A 23,034-nucleotide genomic window follows, 5' to 3' on the forward strand; every position below is an offset into this window, starting at 1 on the left:
CCCTCCCGCCGCGCCACCTCTTTCAAGCCCCTGATCAACAAGGCACAGTCCCGGCGGGTGGTACCCATACCGGTTACGGCCACCAGGTTGCAATAATCGGCCATCTCCACCTGCACCCCGTACTCCCGGGCCAGGATATAAGCCGCCTGATAGCCGGTTAAGCCCAGCCGGCGCACGGAAATGACCAGGCGGGTGGGATCCAGCCGGCAGGCTCCCGGGCCTGCCAGATGTTCCGGACCCAGCACCCGGATCCCGGGCAGGGAGGCCAGCTCTTCCCTGGCCTGCCGGGCCAGGGAAAGGGCCTGCTCCAGCAGTTCTTCCCCCCGCATGGCCAGTTGCTGCCGGGCGCCGTCCAGGGAAGCCATTAACAGGTAGGAGGGGCTGCTGGTCTGCAACAGACCCAGGGCACCGGCCACCCGGCCGGCATCCACCCGGCGGCCCGCCAGATGCAAAAGGGAGGATTGGGTCAGGGAACCGCCCGTCTTATGCATGCTCTGGACGGTGGCGTCCGTCCCGCAGGCCAGGGCCGGCGGGGGCAGTTCCCGGTGAAAGGGGAAATGGGTCCCGTGGGCTTCGTCGGCCACCACCGGTTTGTCCAGCCGGTGAACCGTGGCCACCAGCCGTTCCAGGTCACCGGTTATCCCGTAATAGGTGGGATGCAGGACCAGCACCCCTTTCAGCCGGGGATATTTCTCCAGCAGTTCCTCCACCGCCCCGGGATCCGGCCCGGCCGGAACGCCAAACTCCTGGATGACGGCCGGGTGATAAAACACGGGCCTGGCCCCGGAAAGCACCAGCCCGCCCAGCACCGCCCGGTGGGCGTGGCGGGGCAGGAGGATTTCCTCCCCCGGCCGGCACAGGGACAGCAAAAGGGCCTGCAATCCCACGGTACTGCCGTTCACCAGAAAAAAAGTCCTGTCCGCCCCAAAAAGCTGCGCTGCCAGATCCTGCGCCCGGGCAATTACTCCCCGGGGACAGCTCAAGTCGTCCAGGCCGGGCAATTCGGTCAGATCCAGGGTCAGCAGATCCGGCCCGCCCGAACCACGCCACTTTGGAAAAATAGCCCGCCCCTGGCGGTGGGCCGGAACATGCAGGTGGGCGTAATTCCCGGCACAATGTTGCAATAATGCAGTGATCAGAGGCGTTTCCCCCTGGCCTTCGTACATAATTGTCCCACCTGGCTATTCCTTTTGTTATTTTTATATTATTTCTATTTTAACATAACCATTGGCTGTCATAAAGGGAATTAAAGAGCAAAAGAGTTGCCATCAGTTTAAACTTATATCCACCGGAGTTGATGGCCAAAATAAAGACAAACATAACGAACAAAAGGAGTTGGTGGCCGTGCCCAGGGATCAGGCCATAGATGAAAAGAGCCTTTCCCGCAAATACCGCACCAACGTGGGACGTCTGGTCCGTGCCTGGAAAAAGGGCCTTTCCGATATGGAGATTGCCGCCGGCACCGGTGTAGATCCGCTTACATTACAGCAAATCCGCTCTGATATCGAAATGGCCCACCGGCGCCTGCGCCAGGCCCGCAAAAAGGAATCGTCCGGTGAACGCCAGATTATGTTCCGGCTGAACTGATAAGGTTATAGAAGAGGGAATAAGCAACCGGCCCCCATTGATCATAGTCTAATATAGCCGGTACTTCCCGCCGGCCCATACACTGCCGGGTTTATTGCATCAACCTTGAACCAGCTTCCGCCGTCCGGCGGCGGCTGTTCAAATAAAGGCCCTTTCCCTTCCGGGAAAGGGCCCATTGATTTTAGCTGGCTTTCTTTTCTGCCTTTTTCTTGGTGACATTTATGGCACAGTCCGGACAAACCGACTGGCAGATACCGCAGCCTATGCACTCATCATTGGGCTCTATGGACGGGGTGCCGTATACTCCCAGCACGTCGGACCAGGCGAGGCATTTTTTGGGGCATTTTTGAATGCATAACCCGCATCCCTTGCACAGGCCGGGGAAAACGGTCCAGAAACTTTTCGGAGTTTCAATGGTACGGGCCTTAAAAGTCTGGGTCATTATTTCCGCCTCCTTATGCTACACCGGCCACAAGTTCCATGCCCCGCTGCAGGGCCTTGAAATTCAATTCCCGCAACCGGGGATTCTTTTCAAACTTGTAGCCCAGTTTTTTCTCAATAGCCCTCCTGGCATCATCTTCGGAAATCACGCCGGTGGCCTTGATCACCGCCCCCATGATTACAATGTTAAACACCCGGGGATGCAGTTCTTTTTTAGATACTTCAATGGCTGGAATGGGCAGGATTTTTTTCGCCCCTTTGGGCAGGGCGTCTTCAATATCCTCGATGCCGGAATCGTATACGAACAGGGTCTGGGGACCCACGTACTGCCGCGTACGGTGCACCGCCCGGTCACTTAAGGCAATGACGATATCGCCTTTTTCAAACTTGGGCGCGCCGATGGGTTCATCCCCAATTTGCAGGTAGGCGATGGAAACGCCACCCCGCTGTTCCACGCCGAAATTGGGGATGTACAGGGCTTCCCGGCCTTCTTCATTGGCCGCTTCCGCCAAAATTTCGGCCACCGACTGCACACCCTGGCCACCTTCACCGGCCAGGAGTATTTTCACCGCCTTACCCATTCTCCTGTCCCTCCTTCTGGCCGCCGGGCACTTTTATTTCGCCCACCTTGAAGTATTTGGGCATTTCCTCTTCCACCATCTTCCAGGTTTCCTGGGCGTTGGTCCGCCAGTTGGTGGGGCAGGCCGAAAGCACTTCCACAAAGGAGAAGCCGTTGCCGGCCATCTGGTTTTCCAGTGCCTTTTTCAGGAAGTTCTTTAACTGCCTCAGGTTGGCCACCGTACCCCGGGCCACATAAGCACCCTCTTTGGTAATGGCGGCCACCATTTCCGGCCCCTGTACCGGATAACCGGTTTTTTCCGGGTCCCGGCCATAGGGAGTGGTTTCCGTTTTCTGACCGGGCAGGGTGGTGGGAGCCATCTGGCCGCCGGTCATACCGTACTGGGTGTTGTTCACCAGAATGGCGGTGATCTTTTCATTTCTGGCAGCTGCGTTGACCAGGTGCTGGGAACCGATGGCGTAGCCGCCCCCGTCCCCCATGTAAGCGATGCCAATAAGGTTGGGATTGGCCCGCTTCAGACCGGTAATCACCGGCGTGGTCCGCCCGTGGTGGGTCTGGATGGTATCCACATTGAAGAAGTCCCAGGACAAAAGGGAACATCCGATATCGCAGCCGAAAACCGCCCGGTCCTGAATGCCCAGTTCATCAATGGCCTGGCCCAGGGCTTTTAAAACCAGACCGTGGCCGCAACCGGGACAAAATTTATGGGGTTTTGTATCCACACGCCAGCTTTTGGGCATGGCAGGCTGTACTGACATAAGGTGAACCTCCTTAAATAGTCGTCGGTCGTCGGACGTCAGTCGCCGGGTTAAGCAGCCCCCCACTCACCGGTATTAAGGTAATTTTGAAGAGAATTATGCTTATCTGCCCGTTGTTTTCTCAAGTAACACCAGGTAAAATCCGCATGTCAGTGAGTGCCGGGCGGATTTAACCCGCCTCTTCGCAAATCCATTTATATACTACGTGATGTCAATACACTTAACCGGCTATTTCCTTAACCTTTTCCACCACTTCTTCGGCGGTGATGCCCACTCCGGGCTTGAACAGGGGCAGCATTTCCACCGTACTGCCATAGATGGCCTCTTTGATCAGGCGGGCCAGCTGGCCGTTGGCCGATTCCACCACCAGGAATTGCTTCGCCCGGGCAGCCGTATCCTGCAACGCCGCCACCGGCAGCGGCCGCAGGGTGATGGGACGGAAATAACCCACCTTTATCCCCGCTTCCCGCAATTCCTTCACCGCCGCCTTACAGGCCCGGGAAACCACACCGTGGGAAACCACCACCAGGCTGGAGTCTTCCAGGCCAAAGGCTTCGTGTTCCGCTATTTCCGGGGCAATTTTTTCATAGTCCCTGAAGTACCCTTCCAGCACTTCGTAAAGTTCTTCCTCCACGTTATAGGTGTTGCGCAGTTGGGTGGGCGGCCTGTCCACACCGGGGGTGCCGGGCTTGCCCAGGTATGGTTCGGCAGGGATCAGTTCGATTCCCCGGCCTTCGGGATCATAAATGGTCAGGGACTCTCTCATTTTGGCCTGATAACCGTCACCCAGGACAAAGGTGGGGAAACGGTATTTCCAGGCGGTATTGAAGGCCTTGATGGTGTAGTCGAAAAGTTCCTGGTGGTTGGCGGTGGAGTAAACAATGCGCAGGCCCTCGCCATTACCGCCGAGGGTGGTCATGGTCACTTCCTGCTGGGAATAAATGACCGTGGCGGTGGAGGGGCCGCCCCGCTGCTGGATCACCACCACCGTGGGCAGGCGCATGGCTTCGGCCATGGACATGGGCTCCTGCATCAGGGTGTTGCCCGGCCCGGCTGTGGCCGTGAAGGCTTTGCGCCCCGCCAGTACGCCGCCGATGGTGGTGAAGCCGGCAGACAGCTCGTCCTCCGTTTGCAAAAATTCACGGCCGAATTTGGGCGCCATCCGGGTCCAGTAATGCATGATCTCGTTCTGGGGGGTAATGGGGTAGCCGTACATGATTTCGGCTTTGGCCGCTAAAGCCGCCCAGGCCACCACTTCGTTACCGGTCATAAAGACGCGCTTTTCCCCCTCAATGGGTTTGTCTGGCATAAATTACACCTCCTGATTCTATAGCCGGAACCGGTTCAAGCCGGTCAGTTTACCACAGGGTTTGGGGCATAAACCGTTTAATGGGCCAGACGGGATGCCCGGTTTCGTCCCGGGGGCCGATAACAGCGGCCAGTTCTTCCACCGCGGTGGTGGCCACCACCGGTATGCCCAGTTCCCGGGCGGCCTGTTCCACGACCCGGGCACCTTCCTGGACGATTTCCACCGTTGTTTCGTCCCCCAGGTGACTGTTGTTGATCAATCCGTCCACCCGGCCCAGTTCTTTTATGTACTCCACCACTTCTTTCACCGACCCGGTCATGGGGCGGGCAATGTTGATTACCGCCAGCACCTTAAGATCCGGATCTGTACCGGCACCCTCCAGGAGATGAAGCGTCCTGGCCCCTGCCACTCCATAGCCGATATCCAGGATGACATCCCCCGGCAGCTTTAAAGCCCAGCGGTTGGCCGGGCGCAACACACAGCCCGTTTCACCAAGGCCGATGGTCCTGTTTTCCCAGGCCAGCACATTTATCCCCAGGGCGGAAAGCCGTTTTTTGATGGGCCGCAGGGTGTAACAGGGCTCGACAATATCCAGGTCCACCAGATTAACCTGCCGGCCGGCGGCGGCCAGGGCCAGCGCCCGGTTTACGGCCACCTCGCTTTTGCCGCTGGCGTATTCTCCTACATATGCTTCCACTGTACGGCTGGAAATATATGCGTCACCTCCGGAAAATCATGTGTTGGACAACCCGCCGCAAAGAAGAAGGTAAGCACGAAAGCAGACGATCCGCCGGGCTCCGGGCCATCCCCCTTCCGGAGGTGACTTGCCGGGGAACAATACAAACGGGTAAACACCCGGCTTCCGGCAACCCGGCTTTATTATTTTATAGAAGTAATAAATAAATTCGAGAACGAAAAAAGAGGCAAGCATTATTGTAATACTGGTGAGAACTGAAAAAATAAAAAGTATCACTTTAACCAAACCATTCTGTTAAAGTATAGTGCAAAAATTATTCCCCGTCAACAATGGTTCCCAAAGGCAGAAAATTTGCCCGGTTTTGTCCGGGCAGGAGGAATATTTATGCATATTTCTTCATAAACCGGCCCTTTTCGAAAAATTTGGCCATGGTTTTTCAGGTGAACAGGTAATCCAGAAGGGCCAGTAAAATCACCCCCGGCAGGTGCAACACCCCGGCCGTGAGCAACGTAACCGGATTCAGGGCAATGTGCAAACCGCACCGGTCCAGCAGGAAGTTGGCCACCGTTAATATTACCCACCCCGCAACGGCGTAAAACCCCAGCCGCAGGAAAAATTTCAGTGGCGCGGTGAACACACCGACCACCAGTATGAGCCCCAGAAAACCGGCCAGAAGCAAAAATACCAGCTTCAAGTCCACCCTTCCCACCCCCTGTCCAAAGACATCCTGTCCTGGCATTTATATGAAGGGGACGGGTAAATTATTACGATTTGCCGTCCTTCCCGGTGAACATCCCGGCAGGCCGCCCATCCGGCCGTCCTTCAGACTTCCCGCCTGCCATCCAGCGCCCTGGCCAGGGTCATTTCATCGGCATATTCCAGGTGGGCGCCCACGGGCAGGCCGTGGGCGATACGGGTAACCTTTATACCCAGGGGTTTAATTAAGCGGGCCAGATAAAGGGCGGTGGCGTCTCCCTCGATATCCGGGTTGGTGGCCAGGATTACTTCCTTAACCTTTCCCTCGCCCAGTCTGGCCAGTAACTGCTTGATGGTCAGATCTTCCGGCCCCACGCCGTTCATGGGGTTGATGGCCCCCTGTAAAACGTGGTAAAGCCCCCTGTAGCCCCGGGTTTTCTCCATGGCCAGTACATCCCTGGGCTCCTGCACCACGCATAACAGGGAGTGGTCCCGGTCCGGATCCGAACATAAGGGGCAGATCTCCCGGTCGGTCAGGTTGGCGCACACGGAACAGAAGCGAATGGTATCCCTGGCCTCCACCATGGCCCGGGCCAGGTTGTGGGCCACCTGGGGCGGGGCATTCATGAGAAAGAAGGCCAGGCGCTGGGCCGTTTTCGGTCCGACGCCCGGCAGTCTGGACAGCTCTTCAATCAGCCGGGTCACCGGCCCGGTGAAATAACGCACCTGTCCGCACTCCTTTAAAAAATCACGGGTAATTTTCTATTTTTAAAACAGGCCGGGGATATTCAATCCGCCGGTGAGTTTGCCCATTTCCGCAGCTACCATTTCCCGCGACTGGTCCAGGGCACTGTTCACGGCCGTCAGGATCAGATCCTGCAGCATTTCCACATCTTCCGGATCCACCGCTTCCGGCTTGATTTCCAGGGAAACCAGCTCCTGTTTTCCGTTGGCCACCGCCCTGACCACCCCGCCGCCGGCCGTGGCCTCCACCGTGCGGTTGCCCAGTTCCTCCTGCATGCGCATCATTTCTGCCTGCATTTTCTGCACTTGTTTCATCATTTTGTTCATATTGGGACCCATCATTGAATACATCGCTCCTCTCGTTTTTGGGAATGTTTTGCGCCGGCTTCCCCGTCCCTTTTTTCCGGGATAAGCTAACCCCGGTCCAGTTCCACTTCCTCTCCGCCGAACAGGTCGATGGCGGCCGCAGCATCCACCTGTTCCTCCGGGGAACGTTTCATCTCTGGAGGAGCCCCACCGGAGCTGCAGGATACACGCACCTCCCATCGACCGGGGAAAAGCACGGCCAAAGCCTGCTCCAGCACCCGGCGGTTTTCCGGACTTTCCAGCCGGTCCTTGCACGGGTCCGTTTGTTCAAAGGCCACGGTCAAACAATATTCCTCCACCTGCTGCGGCCAGCTGCGGGCCAGGTAAACGGACACCGGCCTGCTGATTCCCCGCACCACATCCAGTATCTGCTCCCAGCGGTCCTGCATGTCTTTGAGCCGGAGGGCGTTTTTGCTTCCGGCATCACTTTTATCGAAAGCGTCATCTCCAACGGACCGTGCGTTCCGGGCCTGCAGAGGCGTTTCTGCCGTATTTGCTCCCGCCAGATGGTCACAACCTCCGGCCCGGTCGGCGGCCGTCCCCGTTTGTTCCCGTCCCTCCCGACTATCACCGGGGCGGTTGCCCGCACCGGTTCCCCCATCCTCCCCCGGACCGCCAGCGCTGCCCCGTTCTTCGCCCGCATTTTCAGCATCGCCCTTCCGGCGGGGTACGGGCGGGAGTTCCTCCCTTTTCCGTGCAGTATCCCCGACCCTGCCGGCAGGAGGACTGCATTCCAAATCCCCCTCCAGTCCGGCAGCGGCTTCGGATTCCACAGGCAGCATCCCGGTTAAATGATCCAGGCGCCGTTCCAGTTCGGCCACCCGCCGCTGCAGCGCCACCAGGGAGCCATCGCCAGCGGTATGTACCGCCTCCACCAGGGCCACTTCCAGCAGGATGCGGGGCTGGCTGGCCCATTTCATCTCCTGCTCCACCCGGGTGAGAATGTGCAGGACATGCACCAGTTGCTCCCGGGTAAAACGGCCGGCCAGGGCACCCACCCGCTCCCCTTCCGCCGGAGCCACAACCGGTTCTTCCACGCAGCCCGCATGCCACAGCAAAAGATTGCGCAAAAAGGCAGTGACCGAGCGGGTGAAAAGGAGCAGATCCTTACCCTGGTCCACCAGGGCGGCCACCAGCCCCAGCAGGCGGTCCGCCCGGCCGTCCGCCAGGGCCGCAGCCACCTCATCCAGCATCTCTTCCCGCACCGTGCCCAGGATCTGGTGGATGTCCCGGGCGGTGATCCGCCCGCCGGCAAAGGCGGCCGCCTGGTCCAGTACGCCCAGGGCGTCCCGCAGGCCTCCTTCCGCCACCCGGGCGATGAGGTACAGGGCGCTGTCCTCCACCACCAGATCCGCGCCGGCAGCCACCTTTTTTAAATAATCCACCATTACGGACAGGCCGATACGGTGAAAATCAAAGCGCTGACAGCGGGAGATGATGGTCAGGGGCACCTTGTGGGGCTCGGTGGTGGCCAGGATAAAAACCACGTGGGCCGGCGGCTCCTCCAGGGTTTTCAGCAGGGCATTGAAGGCCTCACTGGTCAGCATATGCACTTCGTCGATAATATAAACCCGGTAGCGGGAACCGGCCGGCATAAAACGCACCTTTTCCCGCAATTCACGGATTTCATCAATCCCCCGGTGGGAAGCGGCGTCAATTTCCGCCACGTCCATGGATGTACCGGCGGTGATGTCCCGGCAGGAAGGACATTCATTGCACGGCTCCGCCCCCCGGCGGCTGCGGCAATTTAAAGCCCGGGCCAGCACCTGGGCGGTGGTGGTTTTACCGGTGCCCCGGGGGCCGCAGAAAAGGTAGGCATGGGTCAACCGCCCGGCCAGCAGGGCGTTTTGCAGCGTGCGGGTGACATGTTCCTGCCCGACGATATCGGCAAACCGCCGGGGTCGCCACCGGCGGTAAAGGGCCTGATAGGCCATGACCATCACTCCGGTTTTGTTTTATCCGGAAAACTCCGCTTAACTCCTTACATCATTACATATATTGTAACATAAACCCGGTGAATTACAATCATTCGCTTCGCCTGCCCGGGAGAGGCCCGTTCAGTTCCGCCTGGATTGTTTTTCCGCTGAACCCGGTGATTAATTCGCCACTTTCATATGGGTTTCCTTTTAAAAACAAAAAAGAACTGCACTAAAGCAGTTCTTTAAAATGACTGGCCGTGCACCTGTCGTTGAATAATAGCTTCCGGGCGTTACTCCTGCAGGTAGCTCGGGTCAGGCGCCCTTGCGGCACCCGGAGGGGCTTCCTTAGTGCTGCTTCCGCCAGGACCTGACACGGTTCAGAAGTCTCCGTCGCGCAAGACCCAACCGTCGTCACCCCTTACAGGAGCCGGACCCCACAAGCTAAATCCGCGGACAGGAATTCGACCCCGCTATAGCGGCTTGCGGGTACAGGGCACCGCTACCTCCCCGTCTAGCACGACCAAATTTATATTGTGAGCCGCGGGCTGGTGAACCCGCGGCCGGCAACTGCTGGCGGAGAGAGTGGGATTCGAACCCACGAGACAGGTTTAATGCCCGTCTACTCGCTCTCCAGGCGAGCGCCTTCAACCACTCAGCCATCTCTCCACACTTTCGGCCATGGTCTACTGCCACTGGATTTATATTATAACTTCCCGGCATAAAAAACTCAAGGGGGAACAATTGCCATCCCGCCGGCACACCGGGCGTGAAACCGGTTTTTAACCCCGCGGGTAATCCCTTACCGGGCCAATGGCCCATTAACCGGAACGCCGGGAGGGGGATACCACCCCGTAACTTATATTTTACACCGGTTTCCCGGTTTTTGCAAGACGCATTTCCGCCCCGCATGTATTTTAAAGCCCGTTTTTTAACCACACCGTCTTCGTTTTTTAACAGTGACATGGTAGTATATACCTTGTGGACTTCAATGGAAAGGGGTTATATCTTGCACCGGGAAGAACTCCAGACTTTCAAGGGATGGTTCAAACAATACGTACAGGGCTTTTACAGCGACGACCCCGCCGTGCAGGCCGGGATCCGGCTCAAGGAGGAGCACACCCGGCGGGTGTGCACGGCCATTGTGGGTATCGGCCGATCCCTGGACCTGCCGCCGGAGGATCTGCACCTGGCCGAAGCCGTCGCCCTGTTCCACGATTTGGGCCGCTTCCGGCAGTACGCCACCTACCACACCTTTAACGACCGCCGCTCGGAGAACCACGCCCTTTTGGGCGTGCGGGAACTGGAAAGGGCCGGGGTGCTGGCCGGCCTGCCGGAGGAAGAAAGAAACCTGATCACCATGTCCATAGAGTATCACAATCTGCGGGACCTGCCGGGGAAACTGCCGGAGCGCCCGGCCTTGTTTGCCCGCCTGATCCGGGATGCGGACAAACTGGACATCCTGCAGGTGTTCACCGGGTCCCTGGAACGAAAGGAAGCCGCACCCAATCCCCTTTTAAACTCCGGCCTGCCGGACACGCCGGGCTATTCGCCGGTACTGATCCGCAACCTGCTGCAGGGCGAGCTCTGCAATTATAGCGATATGAAGAATTTCAACGACCGGAAACTCTTGATGCTCTCCTGGATTTACGATATCAACTTTCCGTGGACACTGGCGGAGATCCGGCGCAACGGCCATGTGGAAAAGATCCTGGACAGCCTGCCCGGCACAGAGGAGATCCGGCGGGTGGGTGAACGGTTGCATATATTCATGGCCAGCCGGTCAGCTTAGTAAAAACTTTACCGGACACCACCTGGTATAACGGAGCCAAACCATGCACAAAAAAGCGGCAGCGCGCCATCCTGCCCGCCGGCAGAATTATTTTTATCCGCCGCCGCGCCGGCCATTTCCAGGGTGATCAGCAGGGAGATTTAAAGATGATTGATCCCCAGCCCGATGACCTCATGCTCAAAGCCCCGGCGGGGGGCACCGATATACCCGTAGAGGGCCACGGCCAGCCAGTGCCCCTCCTCCGGCCGGTCAGCGTCCCGGGGTCCGGCCACCACGGCAAATTTCAACCCGGCCGTGCGCAGGATGGAACCCAGTTCCAGCTGTCCCCGGCAGACGCCGTGCAGGGCCTCCAGGACAGCGTGATAGAGGGCGTGCTCGCCCCGGTAATGATCGGCGGCAATGAGCCCCTCCCTTTTAGCGGCCGTTTCCACGGCCGCCACCACCTTTTCTACACTCATGGAACCCACCTGTCCCGTAACCACTTGAAATACATCGTCCGGCACGGGCTGGCCCAAAACGGTGAGAATGGCCACCTTACCAATGCTGTGCAAGAATACTCACCTGCTCATGTACACGATTTATGTTCAGTAACCCGGCTATGGTACCGCGTTGTCCACGCTCACTTCAGTGCCCCGCAAGTCATTCGTTTTGGACCCGACAGGCTTTTTCGCTGCCGGCCGGGTGCTTTCCGGGAAGGCCCTTTGCTTCTGTCTTTGCCCCGGGGCGCAAAAGGTCCTCACCGGAGCTATGATTTTCGGCCGGCCTTCCCAGTGGAATTCGTTAAAACAATCTTTTGGGCAGAAGGCCGGGCTTACAGGCCCTTTTGCCCAAGCAACTCCCTGCCGGCAAGATAATAACCGACCGCCCGCCTTTCCATCTCCTCCATCTGTTGCAAAATGACTTCCTTTCTTGCCGACGGCTCCAGCCCTTTTAAATTGATCCGCACGTTATAGCACGCCCCCCGGCAGGCGGCATACAGGCACTCCAGGGCCACGGCCGCATCGCTTAAGGCATTCTGATTGCCCCGGTCCACCAGCACCTGGATATGCTCCAGCAGTTCCACACAAAGGAAAGCCGTACGCAGGGGTACCCGGGCGGCGTACAATGTAGCCTCCAGCAGGGCCTGGCGCCGCTTTTCTTTTTCCGCGGGTGTTCCTTTGGGCAGCCGCAGGGCATCCATCACCCGGTGAAAGGCGGCGGCATCCTCCTCCACCAGAACTTCCATTTCCCGGCGCTTTTCCTCGGCCAGGGCCAGCATCCGGCCCACGGCAGTATCCCCTTCCTCCCGGCCGCGCAGGGTAAGGCGGCACACCATGGCCATCAGCGCCGCCCCGCAGGCGCCGGTGCAGGCGGCCACGCTTCCCCCGCCCGGGGCGGGGCTGTCCGCAGCCACGGTACCCATGAAGTCATGAACGGTTAAGTCCATCAGCATGCACATTCTTCTCCCCGTCCGATTATTTGCCCGGTCTTGATCACCTGCCGCACCAGGTTGACCCCGAAGTGGTAGGCCGGGTAGTCCAGGTTGGGCGCGTCCCAGATCACCAGGTCCGCCTGCCTGCCCGGCTCCAGGCTGCCCAGCCGCCCGACCAGACCCAGGGCTGCCGCAGCATTAACGGTCATGGCGTTGAGCACTTCCGCCGGCCGCAGGCGCAGGTACAGGCAGGCCATATTGAAAAGGGACTGGAGGGCTTCGGTGGGGCAGGAGCCCGGGTTGGCGTCGGAAGCGACGGCCACCGGCACGCCGGCTTCGATGAGCGCCCGGGCGGGGGCATAATGCCCGGAAGCCAGGTAATAGGCGGTGCCCGGCAGCAGCACGGCCACAGTGCCTGAGGCCGCCAGGGCCCGGACCCCCCGGGGAGAAACGTGCAGCAGGTGATCGGCGCTCACCGCCCCCACCTCCGCCGCCAGTTCCGCCCCGCCGCTGCCGGCCATTTCGTCGGCGTGTATTTTCGGCCGCAGCCCGTGGGCCAGACCGGCCTGCAAAATGCTGCGGGACTGGTCCACGGTAAATACTCCCTCTTCGCAGAAAACATCGTTGAAAAGGGCCAGTTTTTCCCTTGCCACCCGGGGGATCATTTCCCGGCAGACCAGGTCCACATACCGGTCCGGCTCGTTTTTGCACTCCTCCGGCACGGCGTGGGCGCCCAGGAAGGTGGGCACCAGCTCCACCGGCTGCTCCCTTTGCAAGCGGCGGACCAGCCGCAGCGCCCGCAGTTCTTCCTCCACGCTCAACCCGTAGCCGCTTTTTATTTCCACGGTGGTGGTGCCGTGGGCCAGTGCCCGGGCCAGGCGTTTTTTCGTTTGCATCAGCAGGATCTCATCACCGGCCCGGCGGGTTTCCCTTACAGTGCTCAATATCCCCCCGCCGGCGGAGAGAATCTCCAGATAGCTTTTGCCTTCCAGTTTCCAGGCCAGCTCCTTTTCCCGGGAACCGGCGTGGAGCATATGGGTATGGCAGTCCACCAGGCCGGGGGTCACCAGACAGCCCATGGCGTCGATGAATTTTGTCCGGCCGTCCGTCCGCACGGCCCCCTTTACTTCATCCTCCCGTCCGGCGGCCAGGATCCGGCCGCCGGACACGGCCACCGCCGCGCCCTCCACCAGGCCGGCGTCCAGCATGTCCCGGCCTTTTTTTATCCCCCCGGCGCAGGTGGCCAGAACACCAATATTATGCACCACCATTTCCGCGTATGGCTGCAAAATATAAACACCCCCCATGCCCTGTACCAATCCCCAACTATGCGTTCAGTTTTACTTCCAGCACCTGTTCCCGGCGGAAGGATTCGCTCTGCAGGTAATACTCCAGGGAACCCAGCAGGGCGTCCAGGGGCACCAGGCCCACTATTTCCGTCCCCACCACGGACACACCGTAACGGGCCGCTTCCAGGCGCACCAGTTCCAGCGCCCGGTAAATGGGCGTGCGCTCGTAGTCCACCAGGTTCATGGACACCTGCACCTGGCGGCGATCCTTGAGCTCCACCCCCAGGGCCTTAACAAAGGTGAGGCCCCCATCTTTAGCCCGCAGCGCCCGGGCGATGGCCCTGGCCACCGCCGGATCGTCCGTGCCCAGGTTCACATTAAAGGCAATCAAAGGTTTGCGCGCGCCGATGACCACCGCCCCGGCGGTGGGGTGCAGGCGGGCCGGGCCGAAATCGGGCCGGCGCTCCGGTCTGGCAATTTCCTCTTTCAACCCTTCATATTCTCCCCGCCGCACATGGGCCAGGTTGCGCCTTTCCGGCCGGGTGGCCGCCTCCTCGTAAAGGTAAACGGGTATCTCCAGTTCCCGGGCCACCCTTTCCCCCAGGCAGCGGGCCAGGGCCACGCATTCGGCCATTGTCACCCCGCCGATGGGGACAAAGGGCACCACGTCCGCCGCCCCGATGCGCGGGTGGGCACCCCGGTGTTCCTCCATATTGATACGGGCTGCGGCCTCCCGGATCATGGCCAGGGCCGCTTCCAGCACCGCCTCCGGTTCACCGGCAAAAGTGACCACACTGCGGTTGTGATCCGCGTCCATGGTCCAGTCCAGGATTTTTACACCGCATTTTTCGCCGGCGGCCACAATAGCCCGCACCACCTCCGGACGACGGCCTTCACTGAAATTGGGTACGCATTCCACCAGTTTGGACAAAACTTAATCCTCCTTTTACTTACGCCGGGGCTGGGTTTCCGGCCCCAGCAGGGGAGTTTTCACCGGGTTCTTTTGCAATGTCTGCACGGCAAGCTCATAACCGGCGTCGGCATGGCGCACCACGCCCAGGCCGCTGTCGTTGTGCAGCACCCTCTCCAGCCGGCCAGTGCTGTCCGCCGAACCGTCGGCCACCACCACCATCCCGGCGTGCAGCGAATAACCGATGCCCGTGCCGCCACCGTGGTGGAAGGATACCCAGTGGGCGCCGGAAGCCACATTCAAAAGTGCATTTAAAATGGGCCAGTCGCCGATGGCATCAGATCCGTCCCGCATGGCTTCCGTTTCCCGGAAGGGGGAGGCCACGGAGCCAGTGTCGTGGTGGTCCCGGCCGAAGACCACCGGTGCGGAGAGCTCGCCCCTGGCCACCATTTCATTCACCCGCACGCCGAAGGCTTCCCGCTCACCGTAGCCCATGTAGGCAATGCGCGCCGGCAGCCCCTGGAACTGAATGTGCTTTCCAGCCAGCTCTATCCACCGGCACAGCGCCTCATTTTCCCGGAACATTTCCAGGGCCAGCCGGTCCAATTTATAGATCTCTTCGGGCTTGCCGGAAAGCACGGCCCAGCGGAAGGGGCCCTTGCCCTGGGCAAACAGATCCCGGATGTAGGCGGGAACGTAGCCGTCAATCTCAAAGGCATCCTGCACCCCGGCCTCATAGGCCACCCGCCGGATGTTGTTGCCGTAATCGAAGGATCTGGCCCCACGGCGGGTCAGGGTGAGCATCAACTGCACATGACGGGCAATGGAAGCCCGGGCCCTTTTCAGGTATTCCGCGGGGTCGGCGGCGCGCAAAAGGGCGGCTGACCGCACATCGTAGCCATCGGGGATGTACCCCACCAGCGGGTCGTGGGCGGCCGTCTGGTCCGACAGCACGTCCGGGGTGATTTGGTGGTCCACCAGATATTGCAGCAGTTCCGTGGCGTGCACTGGCACGGCGATACTCACCACTTCCCCTGCTTCCTTCGCCCGCAGGGCTTCCTGCACCCCCTGCTCAACGGTGGGCGACACCCTGTCCAGGTAGCCGGTGGCCAGGCGCTTTTCAATGCGGGCCGGGTCCACCTCCGCCAGCAGGGCCACGGCCTCCAGCATTTTGGCCGCCAGGGGCTGGGCGCCGCCCATACCACCCAGCCCGGCGGAAACATAGAGGCGGCCCCGCAGGGTGTGATTTTGAAAATGCTTGCGCCCCAGGGCGGCCAGGGTTTCAAAGGTGCCCTGGATCACCCCCTGGCTCCCGATGTAAATCCAGGAACCAGCGGTCATCTGCCCGAACATGGTCAGGCCCATTTCCTCCAACCGGTTAAAATCTTCCCAGGTGGCCCATTGGGGCACCAGGTTGGCGTTGGCGATGAGCACCCGGGGGGCGGCTTTGGTGGTGCGGAATACGGCCACCGGCTTACCGGACTGCACCAGCAGGGTTTCGTCGTTCTCCAGCTCCAAAAGGGTCCGCACAATGGCATCGTAGGCCTCCCAGGAGCGAGCGGCCCGGCCCCGCCCGCCGTAGACAATCAAATCGTCCGGGCGCTCCCCCACCTCCGGATCCAGGTTGTTCATGAGCATGCGCAGGGCACCTTCCTGACCCCAGCCCTTGCAGTGCAGCCGGTTGCCCCTCGGCGCGCGGATGTTGGTGTGGTTGGTGAAGTCGAACATAATAAAGCCCCCATTGAAAATAAATTAAACAGAGAACATGATTCTCATGAACAGCATCGCGTGAAATAAAGGTAAAGCCCGTCCCGGCCCGGGGAACCGGGAACGGGGCTTGGTGACGATGATAGAACAGGCTGTCCCAACTGCAGGTACTTATCATTTTGCTTTATGCGTAGCAATCTCTCTGGCCAACTAACCACCTGATTATTCACCACATAAGGGAAGCAAATACTTGTCTGCATATATTTGAATTAACTAGCTCACTTCTTCCACAAATTGCTCAGCTTATTTTCCCATAACCGTGGATCATCAGTTTTTACCTCATTGGGTACCAGGGGACCCTGAAGAACCATAAATGCACCTTCATCGGCCCAGGGATTCTTCACTACCTTTGCCGGCGACCAGATGGCGCCCTCCTTAACCACCGTCTCGCCGATTTTGGGAATGGGCTTTCCATTCTTGATATCATACAGGTATTGTACGGCCAGTTCGGCGGAATCCAGGGCCGGTTGCTCTACCGCAGCGAGCAGTTTCCCCTGTTTTAAAAGCTCCAGCCCTTCCGGACCGATACATATTCCGCAAATACCGTAATCCTTCGGATTTAGCCCGGCAGACTCAATGGCATTGACCACACCGGGGCCCATGATATCGGGAGTATGCACATATATCCCCATAACCTGTTTTCCATAACGGGTTAAGAGATCTGTTGTCTTTTGATTGGAATCCACATTGTTCCATTTACCCTCGCCCTGGGCCACTTTTAACTGGGGATACTGGTCCACTACCGAGTGGAAACCCTTTGAACAGGCCTGGGTAAACATATCTTCCAGGGAACCTGTGATTTCCAGAACCACTCCCGGGGGAACCTTGCCGCCATGACGATCCTTGATTCCCTGAATGAAGGCTTCAGCGGCCCGCTTGCTGGACTCTTGAATATCAAAAGAGATAAAGAGGTCCACCTTTCCCCCCTCGGGGGAGGTATCCAGGGCGATTACGGGAATACCCGCCTCGTTCAATTTCTTAATACCGGGAACGATGGCTTTCAAATCTACGGCCCCGGCCATGATAAAGCCGTCCACCTTTTGCTGGATGTAGTTGTCCATGATTTCCATAATCTTTAATGAATCGGCCTGACCGTCCTTGATATCAACCTTCACACCCAATTCCTTCGCCTTTTCCTGGGCTCCATTGATAAAAGCCTGGATGTAGGGGGCGCTGGGTTCTTTGATGATCATACCAAAGGTCAGCTGCTTCTGGGACGTATCCTTACCGGTCTGCTGGTTTCCCTGGGGCGACGCGCATCCGGCCAGGATCAGCCCCAACCCCAAAAAGATGAAGAAAAAGAAAACCCACCTGCTTTTCATCGCCATTACCTCCTGGTTTTGATTTATTCTGGATACCGGGGAATGATTCAAATCTCAGTCATTCTCACCTCCCGTTTAGTGTTCCGCTACTTTTATTCAGTGCAACGACTGTCCCACAACAAGCCCTTTTTCCGTATCTTCCGCCGCATCAAGGTGTCTGATCTGTTCCTGATGCAGCAAACGATTTCTGATCCTTACCCTGATCCGGTCGATAACTATGGCCACAAAAATCAATGCTCCCTGGGTGGCATACACCAGGGTGACACCCACTCCCAGGAGATTTAAGGCATTGGAAATCATGCCCAGAAGAAGGGCGCCGCCCAGCATACCCATGGGAGTACCCTTGCCTCCTTCCAGGCTGGTCCCGCCCAGAATGGCCCCGGCGAAGGCCAGCATAACCATACCGGTGCCCATGGAATTGGAAATTGATCCCTGCCTGCCGGCAGTCAACAAGCCGGCCATCGCCGCCAGTAAGCCGCTTAATACAAAGGCAGATACGACGATGCGTTCGGTGTTTATGCCGGCGATAAAACTGGCCTTCGGGTTGCCTCCGGTGGCCAGGAATTGCCGGCCGTAAATGGTATGCTGCATTATAAAATGAAACAGCAGGTAAACCAGGATGACAATGACCACCGCCACCGGTATATTGGCCACCAGCCGTGCCTGCCCGGCATAGGTATAAATTTTGTGCAGGGGAAAAATGGAAAGAGGCACCAGGAAAAGAACCAGACCCCGCAACATAATGGATACCGACAACGTTTGCAGCAGGGGGTCCATGCCCACTTTAGCAATGCAGTATCCATTGAAGAATCCAACCAGTGCCCCAATCAGCAAAGTTAAAAAGATGCTTGTTATCGGGTCAATCCCGCCGGGTACCCATTTGGTAGCCAGCAGCATGGCTATTCCGGGAGCAAAGGCCAGTGTTGATTCAATTGACAGGTCCAGTTTACCAATTAAAAGGGTCAGACCTTCAGCCAGAATTAATAAGCTCAATATGGACGAATGATAAAGTATATTGATCAGGTTGTTATATGAAGCAAAATTGGGTGTAATCACCAGGTTGAGCAGGAAAAAGAGGACCACCAGCACCCAGATCAAGTTGTCCAGCAGCATCAATTGCAAATTAAGCCTTTTCATGACGCAACTATACTCCTTTCCCCTATTCTCTCTAGCGGCCCCAGGAAATGGTAAAAGTCATACCGTTATTTCTAAAGGTCGCTTTAACCGGATCCTGAACAAGCCCCTGGCAAATGCCCTGACAAGTCACCTGACGGCAGTGACCCCCCTCGCTTCGCGCTCTCCAGGGGAAAGCATCCTTCCGGCCTGCCCTGCTTTTGCCAAACCCATCTGTCAGCCGGCAACACAATCTGCGGGGGCACCCCTTTCCCCCTCTATCACTCCCTGCATGGCCAGAAATATGGCCTCTTCCGTAAACCGTTCCCTCTGAAACTCCGCGATGATCCTTCCCCGGTACAGCACCAGAATCCTGTCACAAATCAACATCAAGTCGTCGATCCCGGGGGAAGTGATAATTACACCTGCCGAATGGCTTAAATTTTCTTTGATAATGCGCAGGATGCTTTCCTTGGCCGCTATGTCCACCCCCTTGGTGGGCTCGTCCAAAAGATAAATCCGGGGCTCCGTGGCTAAAATGCGGCCAACAACCACTTTTTGTCTGTTACCGCCACTTAATTGACTGACCTCCTGCTCCGGCGCCGCCACCTTGATGCCCACCGACGAGATCAGTTGCTTCACCAGTTCCCCTTCCCTCCGGCCAACGATCACGAAAGCGCGGCTGATTTTTTTTAGAGCGTTTAAAATTAAATTGGCCCTGGTACTGAATGAAGGAATCAACCCTTCCATATCCCTATCTTCGGGCAGATAAGCGATGCCGGCCTTCAGGGCCTGGGACGGGCTGGCAAAACGGGTTCTTTTACCATCGATCCAGACCCAGCCTTCATCCACCGGATCTATCCCGATGATGCTTTTAAATATTTCCGTACGCCCGCTCCCCCTCAGTCCGGCCAGGCCCAGCACTTCCCCTCTTTGCAGCCTGATATTTATATGGTGAAAACAGCCTGCCCGTGTAAAATCCTCCAGCGAGAAGATCTCTTCCGTTACCCCATTTCGCCGGGAAAGGGAGTCGGTGACGGGTCCTTCGAAGACAGAATTTTCCCCGACAATTAAGGCGGAAAGTTTCTGCTTGTCCAGGCGGCGGCAATCTTCGGTGGCCACCGACCAGCCATCCCGGATTACCGTCACCCGATCACAAATTCTTAACAACTCGTCCGTCCGGTGGGAGATGAAAAGTATGGTTTTGCCCTCTTTCTTTTTTTCTTCTATAATCTTAAACAAAAGCTCCTGATCTTTCTGGGAAAGAGAAGCGGAAGCTTCGTCCAGAATGATAATCCTGGCGTTTTCCACAAAGCAGGCCCTTAAAATCAAAAGCAACTGCTGTTCACTAACGGAAAGATCCCGTGCGATCAACTGCAGGTTAAGATTAAGATTGACCCTTTCAAATATTTTCGCGGCCCTTTGCTTCATCTCCGCCCAGTCAACCTTCCCTTTACGGGAAAGATAATTGCCTACAAAAAGATTTTCCGCCACCGTAAAATCCAGGATGACCTGGGGTTCCTGGGGAACAATGGCAATGCCCTCTTTTTTGGCCAGCTCACGGGTCAGGGCGTTAAAACTTTTGTTGTTTACCCTGATTACCCCTTTTGTCGGGGCGGTAACCCCGGCTATAATCCCCACCAGGGTCGATTTTCCCGCCCCGTTTTTGCCAATTATTCCGTGCACTTCTCCTTTTTTAACATCTAGATTTACTTTGTGCAGGGCGATTGTGCCCGGATAGATCTTGCAAATATCCTGCAGCACCAGCATACTGTCCTGGTTTTCATATTTGCTTTCCGAACCTGTTTCGCGCATAGGAATATCCTCCCGTTTACTTATGCAGCCAGCGAACTGGAAATAGTGACGGCGTTTCCACATAAGTTTTGGTTTTATGGCAGCGGCTCGTTTTTTTCACTTTCTTATATCTGCGGAACGCCTGTGTGCCGCCAGGCCTTCCAGTCCGGCCAGGTACGAGCAGGTGTTGGCCAGGGCCGCAGCCCCTTCTTTATTCACCTTTTGGTATGAGAGGACCTTGATAAATGTACCCACCCAGACTCCGCCGGCAAAACGGGCGCATCCCATGGTAGGCAAAATATGGTTGGGGCCGGAAACGTAGTCCCCAAAGGCTACCGGGGCGTAATGGCCAATAAAGAGCGAACCGTAGTTATGCAACTTTTCCACCAGATCCTCATTGCATTTTGTTTGCAGTTGCAGGTGTTCCGGAGCGATGCTGTTGGCTATCTCCACCGCTTCTTCCAGGGTCTTTGCCAGTATGATCTGTCCGTTTTCTGCCCAGGTTTTCCGGGCCAGTGGGGCGGTTTCCAGGTTTTCCAGCTCTGCGGCGATATAATCCTGCACCGCCTCTGCCAGTGCCCGGCTGGTGGTCACCAGAATGGCTATGGACGCCGGATCGTGTTCACATTTGGCCAGCAGATCTACGGCCACATAGCGGGGTGTAGCGGTTTCATCGGCAATTATGAGCACCTCGCTGGGACCGGCCAGCAAATCAATGCCCACCATGCCGGTCAGCTGTTTTTTGGCCTCCGTGACATACCTGTTTCCCGGACCGACAATCAAATCCACCCGGGGAACGGTGCCGGTCCCGTAAGCAAAGGCGCCGATGGCCTGGGCACCGCCCATGCAATAAATTTCATCGGCCCCGGCCATATCCATGGCCACCAGCACGGCCGGGTGTATGCCCCCATATTCCTTGTTCGGTGGTGAGCAGGCCGCAATCCGTTTTACTCCGGCCACCTTCGCCGGAATGATGGACATGAGCGCCGACGAAGGAAGGGGATAACGGCCGGCCGGCACATAAGCGCCGCAGGAGGAGACCGGAACCAGCCTGTGACCGAGGACGACGCCGGGCATAGGATTTATTTGCATGTCCTGCAGGCAATTTAACTGGTGCAGGGCAAAGTTTCTGATCTGGGCAGCGGCAAATTGCAAATGTTTGATGGTCTCCCGTTCAACCAGACCGTATGCCCGATCTATTTCTTCCCTTTGCACCCGCAAGCCGGTTAATTCCACCCCGTCATACCGGCGGGTTAAATCGAATAACGCTCTGTCCCCTTCCTGTTTGACGTGGTCAAGGATGGAAGCCACAACCTCCCCCACACCGTCCTTTTGCTGGCCGTTCCCACGGGCCTCCTTCAGTATAAGCATACATAAACCTCCTTTAATGGTCGTTGGTCGCAGTCACTGGTCTTTGGCCATACCGCATTTGCAGCGCCGCCGGCCCGGTCCCATTGCCCGCCGTGGTGCTATCCGGGCCAGCGTGCCTGGCGCCAGCCAGGTTCACTGAACATTACCCCGTCAAGGGGCCAGAAGCACCTTTAAGGCCCTTTTGTCCCGGGAAGTCAAAAGGGAAAAGGCCTGTTCCGCCTCCCTTAAAGGAAAAACATGGGAAATGATGCCGGTAACATTCACCCGGTTGCTGGATAATAATTCTATGGCAGTGCGTAAATCGGCAATATCATAGGCATTGCTGCCGGCTACACTGAGTTCCTTGGCAATCACTTCGTTAAAATCCAGTTCTACCTTCTGTTCGTACAACCCGGCCAGAATGAGCCTTCCTCCGGGTTTAAGCCATTTTACCGCCGCCCACAAAGTGTCCTTTACGCCCGCAGCCTCCACAACCACATCCACCTGGTCCGAACTCTGATGGGGGAAAGCACTCAGCACCCTGTCCGCCCCCAGCTTCCGGGCCACATCCAGCCTGGAGGAAGAAATATCCACCACGGTCACCCCGCCCGCGGGAGCAATCCCGGCCAGTATCAAAGTAAGCAGTCCAATGGGACCGGCCCCCACTATGCCTACAGAGGTGTTTGCCGAAAGACCGGCCTTTTGCACGACGTGCCAGGCCACTGCCAGGGGTTCCACCAGGGCAGCCAGGCGCAGGTCCAGATCAGGCGGCACCACCAGAAGCTTCTCCGGACTGATAACGATATACTCGGCAAAGCAACCGGGGGAAACCTCACCGATAAAGCCCAGATCCGGACAAAGGTTATCCAGTCCCCTCCGGCACCATTGACAGCTTCCGCAGGACACCCGCGGGTCCCCGATCACATGATCGCCCGGAGAAACTGCCGCCACCCCTTCCCCCACCTCCACAACAACCCCGGCAAATTCGTGGCCCATGGTCACAGGCGTGGACGTGACAAACATACCCTTTCGATAAACGTGCAGATCGGACCCGCAAATACCGGCATAGGCGACCTTTACCAGCACTTCCCCCGGGGCGCACACCGGTTTTTCCACATTCTGGATCATGATATCTCCGGGGCCGTAAAAACGGAGAGCCAGCAAAACACTTCACCCCCTGCTTATTAGCACC

At 57.7% G+C, this 23,034-nt stretch carries 22 protein-coding genes, 1 tRNA gene and 1 other RNA gene; 2 read left to right on the forward strand and 22 right to left on the reverse strand.

The window, feature by feature from the left end:
- A partial coding sequence (locus tag GFC01_RS08375; RefSeq protein WP_152946186.1) for an aminotransferase class I/II-fold pyridoxal phosphate-dependent enzyme occupies window positions 1-1,166 on the reverse strand: 1,166 nt, incomplete at its 3' end.
- A 178-nt stretch (window positions 1,167-1,344) separates the two neighbouring features.
- On the opposite strand from GFC01_RS08375, the gene GFC01_RS08380 reads away from it, so the two are divergent.
- A complete protein-coding gene (locus GFC01_RS08380) occupies window positions 1,345-1,587 on the forward strand; it encodes a hypothetical protein (RefSeq protein WP_341473845.1) in 243 nt (80 codons plus the stop codon).
- Window positions 1,588-1,768: 181 nt separating this feature from the next.
- On the opposite strand, the gene GFC01_RS08385 is transcribed toward GFC01_RS08380, so the two are convergent.
- The 11 genes from GFC01_RS08385 to GFC01_RS08435 all read right to left on the reverse strand — a co-directional run bounded on the left by GFC01_RS08385 (window position 1,769) and on the right by GFC01_RS08435 (window position 9,763).
- Complete coding sequence (locus GFC01_RS08385; RefSeq protein WP_152946188.1) at window positions 1,769-2,029, reverse strand: 4Fe-4S dicluster domain-containing protein; 261 nt, start codon at window positions 2,027-2,029, stop codon at window positions 1,769-1,771.
- Window positions 2,030-2,042: 13 nt separating this feature from the next.
- Window positions 2,043-2,609 carry a 2-oxoacid:acceptor oxidoreductase family protein gene (locus GFC01_RS08390; RefSeq protein ID WP_152946189.1) on the reverse strand — a complete coding sequence of 189 codons (567 nt, stop codon included), beginning with the start codon at window positions 2,607-2,609 and terminating at the stop codon, window positions 2,043-2,045.
- Entirely contained in the window at window positions 2,602-3,366 is a 765-nt protein-coding gene (locus tag GFC01_RS08395) for a thiamine pyrophosphate-dependent enzyme (protein WP_152946190.1), read from the reverse strand. Before GFC01_RS08395 ends, GFC01_RS08390 begins: the two co-directional genes overlap by 8 nt.
- Before the next feature lie 220 nt (window positions 3,367-3,586).
- Window positions 3,587-4,675: a ferredoxin oxidoreductase gene (locus GFC01_RS08400; protein WP_152946191.1), complete on the reverse strand. Its 1,089-nt coding sequence runs from the start codon at window positions 4,673-4,675 to the stop codon at window positions 3,587-3,589.
- Between the two features lie 49 nt (window positions 4,676-4,724).
- The gene (locus GFC01_RS08405) at window positions 4,725-5,372 is read right to left on the reverse strand and encodes a hypothetical protein (protein ID WP_341473846.1); all 648 of its coding nucleotides are present in this window, start codon (window positions 5,370-5,372) and stop codon (window positions 4,725-4,727) included.
- Window positions 5,373-5,808: 436 nt separating this feature from the next.
- Window positions 5,809-6,072, reverse strand: coding sequence for a pro-sigmaK processing inhibitor BofA family protein (locus GFC01_RS08410; protein WP_341473847.1), 264 nt, complete (start codon window positions 6,070-6,072; stop codon window positions 5,809-5,811).
- A 122-nt stretch (window positions 6,073-6,194) separates the two neighbouring features.
- Window positions 6,195-6,794: a recombination mediator RecR gene (recR, locus tag GFC01_RS08415; protein WP_341473848.1), complete on the reverse strand. Its 600-nt coding sequence runs from the start codon at window positions 6,792-6,794 to the stop codon at window positions 6,195-6,197.
- Window positions 6,795-6,836: 42 nt separating this feature from the next.
- Complete coding sequence (locus GFC01_RS08420) at window positions 6,837-7,154, reverse strand: YbaB/EbfC family nucleoid-associated protein (RefSeq protein ID WP_243137374.1); 318 nt, start codon at window positions 7,152-7,154, stop codon at window positions 6,837-6,839.
- Between the two features lie 71 nt (window positions 7,155-7,225).
- The gene (dnaX, locus tag GFC01_RS08425) at window positions 7,226-9,112 is read right to left on the reverse strand and encodes a DNA polymerase III subunit gamma/tau (protein ID WP_152946194.1); all 1,887 of its coding nucleotides are present in this window, start codon (window positions 9,110-9,112) and stop codon (window positions 7,226-7,228) included.
- Window positions 9,113-9,352: 240 nt separating this feature from the next.
- Window positions 9,353-9,617, reverse strand: an RNA gene (gene ffs / locus GFC01_RS08430) — signal recognition particle sRNA large type.
- Between the two features lie 51 nt (window positions 9,618-9,668).
- Window positions 9,669-9,763, reverse strand: a tRNA-Ser gene (locus GFC01_RS08435).
- A gap of 340 nt (window positions 9,764-10,103) precedes the next feature.
- On the opposite strand from GFC01_RS08435, the gene GFC01_RS08440 reads away from it, so the two are divergent.
- A complete protein-coding gene (locus tag GFC01_RS08440; protein ID WP_152946195.1) occupies window positions 10,104-10,886 on the forward strand; it encodes an HD domain-containing protein in 783 nt (260 codons plus the stop codon).
- A 140-nt stretch (window positions 10,887-11,026) separates the two neighbouring features.
- Here the strand turns inward: GFC01_RS08440 and GFC01_RS08445 are convergent, their stop codons facing one another.
- From GFC01_RS08445 to GFC01_RS08490, 10 genes are all read right to left on the reverse strand, one after another.
- Entirely contained in the window at window positions 11,027-11,437 is a 411-nt protein-coding gene (locus GFC01_RS08445) for a HutP family protein (protein ID WP_152946196.1), read from the reverse strand.
- A 260-nt stretch (window positions 11,438-11,697) separates the two neighbouring features.
- Complete coding sequence (locus GFC01_RS08450) at window positions 11,698-12,318, reverse strand: cyclodeaminase/cyclohydrolase family protein (RefSeq protein WP_194174876.1); 621 nt, start codon at window positions 12,316-12,318, stop codon at window positions 11,698-11,700.
- Complete coding sequence (gene hutI, locus GFC01_RS08455; RefSeq protein ID WP_279233450.1) at window positions 12,312-13,586, reverse strand: imidazolonepropionase; 1,275 nt, start codon at window positions 13,584-13,586, stop codon at window positions 12,312-12,314. The genes GFC01_RS08450 and hutI overlap by 7 nt, the downstream gene beginning before the upstream one ends.
- Before the next feature lie 37 nt (window positions 13,587-13,623).
- Complete coding sequence (ftcD, locus tag GFC01_RS08460; RefSeq protein WP_152946199.1) at window positions 13,624-14,517, reverse strand: glutamate formimidoyltransferase; 894 nt, start codon at window positions 14,515-14,517, stop codon at window positions 13,624-13,626.
- A gap of 15 nt (window positions 14,518-14,532) precedes the next feature.
- A complete protein-coding gene (gene hutU, locus GFC01_RS08465; protein ID WP_152946200.1) occupies window positions 14,533-16,224 on the reverse strand; it encodes a urocanate hydratase in 1,692 nt (563 codons plus the stop codon).
- Window positions 16,225-16,481: 257 nt separating this feature from the next.
- Window positions 16,482-17,585 (reverse strand): sugar ABC transporter substrate-binding protein, encoded by a 1,104-nt coding sequence (locus tag GFC01_RS08470; RefSeq protein WP_243137376.1) that lies wholly within the window; start codon window positions 17,583-17,585, stop codon window positions 16,482-16,484.
- A gap of 96 nt (window positions 17,586-17,681) precedes the next feature.
- Window positions 17,682-18,722: an ABC transporter permease gene (locus GFC01_RS08475; protein ID WP_152946202.1), complete on the reverse strand. Its 1,041-nt coding sequence runs from the start codon at window positions 18,720-18,722 to the stop codon at window positions 17,682-17,684.
- A gap of 213 nt (window positions 18,723-18,935) precedes the next feature.
- The gene (locus GFC01_RS08480) at window positions 18,936-20,513 is read right to left on the reverse strand and encodes a sugar ABC transporter ATP-binding protein (protein ID WP_194174877.1); all 1,578 of its coding nucleotides are present in this window, start codon (window positions 20,511-20,513) and stop codon (window positions 18,936-18,938) included.
- Between the two features lie 96 nt (window positions 20,514-20,609).
- A complete protein-coding gene (gene hisD / locus GFC01_RS08485) occupies window positions 20,610-21,863 on the reverse strand; it encodes a histidinol dehydrogenase (protein ID WP_152946203.1) in 1,254 nt (417 codons plus the stop codon).
- 150 nt (window positions 21,864-22,013) lie between these two features.
- Complete coding sequence (locus GFC01_RS08490; RefSeq protein WP_152946204.1) at window positions 22,014-23,006, reverse strand: zinc-dependent alcohol dehydrogenase; 993 nt, start codon at window positions 23,004-23,006, stop codon at window positions 22,014-22,016.
- Between the last annotated feature and the right edge of the window lie 28 nt (window positions 23,007-23,034).

The sequence above is a fragment of the Desulfofundulus thermobenzoicus genome (assembly GCF_009428905.1).
In the GTDB taxonomy this organism is placed as follows: Bacteria; Bacillota; Desulfotomaculia; order Desulfotomaculales; family Desulfovirgulaceae; genus Desulfofundulus_A; species Desulfofundulus_A thermobenzoicus.

Coding starts and splice junctions, on each gene's coding strand:
- GFC01_RS08385 (WP_152946188.1), bottom strand. CDS start 2,029: ATGACCCAGACTTTTAAGGCCCGTACCATTGAAACTCCGAAAAGTTTC.
- GFC01_RS08390 (WP_152946189.1), bottom strand. CDS start 2,609: ATGGGTAAGGCGGTGAAAATACTCCTGGCCGGTGAAGGTGGCCAGGGT.
- GFC01_RS08395 (WP_152946190.1), bottom strand. CDS start 3,366: ATGTCAGTACAGCCTGCCATGCCCAAAAGCTGGCGTGTGGATACAAAA.
- GFC01_RS08400 (WP_152946191.1), bottom strand. CDS start 4,675: ATGCCAGACAAACCCATTGAGGGGGAAAAGCGCGTCTTTATGACCGGT.
- GFC01_RS08420 (WP_243137374.1), bottom strand. CDS start 7,154: ATGATGGGTCCCAATATGAACAAAATGATGAAACAAGTGCAGAAAATG.
- dnaX (WP_152946194.1), bottom strand. CDS start 9,112: ATGGCCTATCAGGCCCTTTACCGCCGGTGGCGACCCCGGCGGTTTGCC.
- GFC01_RS08450 (WP_194174876.1), bottom strand. CDS start 12,318: ATGCTGATGGACTTAACCGTTCATGACTTCATGGGTACCGTGGCTGCG.
- hutU (WP_152946200.1), bottom strand. CDS start 16,224: ATGTTCGACTTCACCAACCACACCAACATCCGCGCGCCGAGGGGCAAC.
- GFC01_RS08470 (WP_243137376.1), bottom strand. CDS start 17,585: ATGAAAAGCAGGTGGGTTTTCTTTTTCTTCATCTTTTTGGGGTTGGGG.
- GFC01_RS08475 (WP_152946202.1), bottom strand. CDS start 18,722: ATGAAAAGGCTTAATTTGCAATTGATGCTGCTGGACAACTTGATCTGG.
- GFC01_RS08480 (WP_194174877.1), bottom strand. CDS start 20,513: ATGCGCGAAACAGGTTCGGAAAGCAAATATGAAAACCAGGACAGTATG.
- hisD (WP_152946203.1), bottom strand. CDS start 21,863: ATGCTTATACTGAAGGAGGCCCGTGGGAACGGCCAGCAAAAGGACGGT.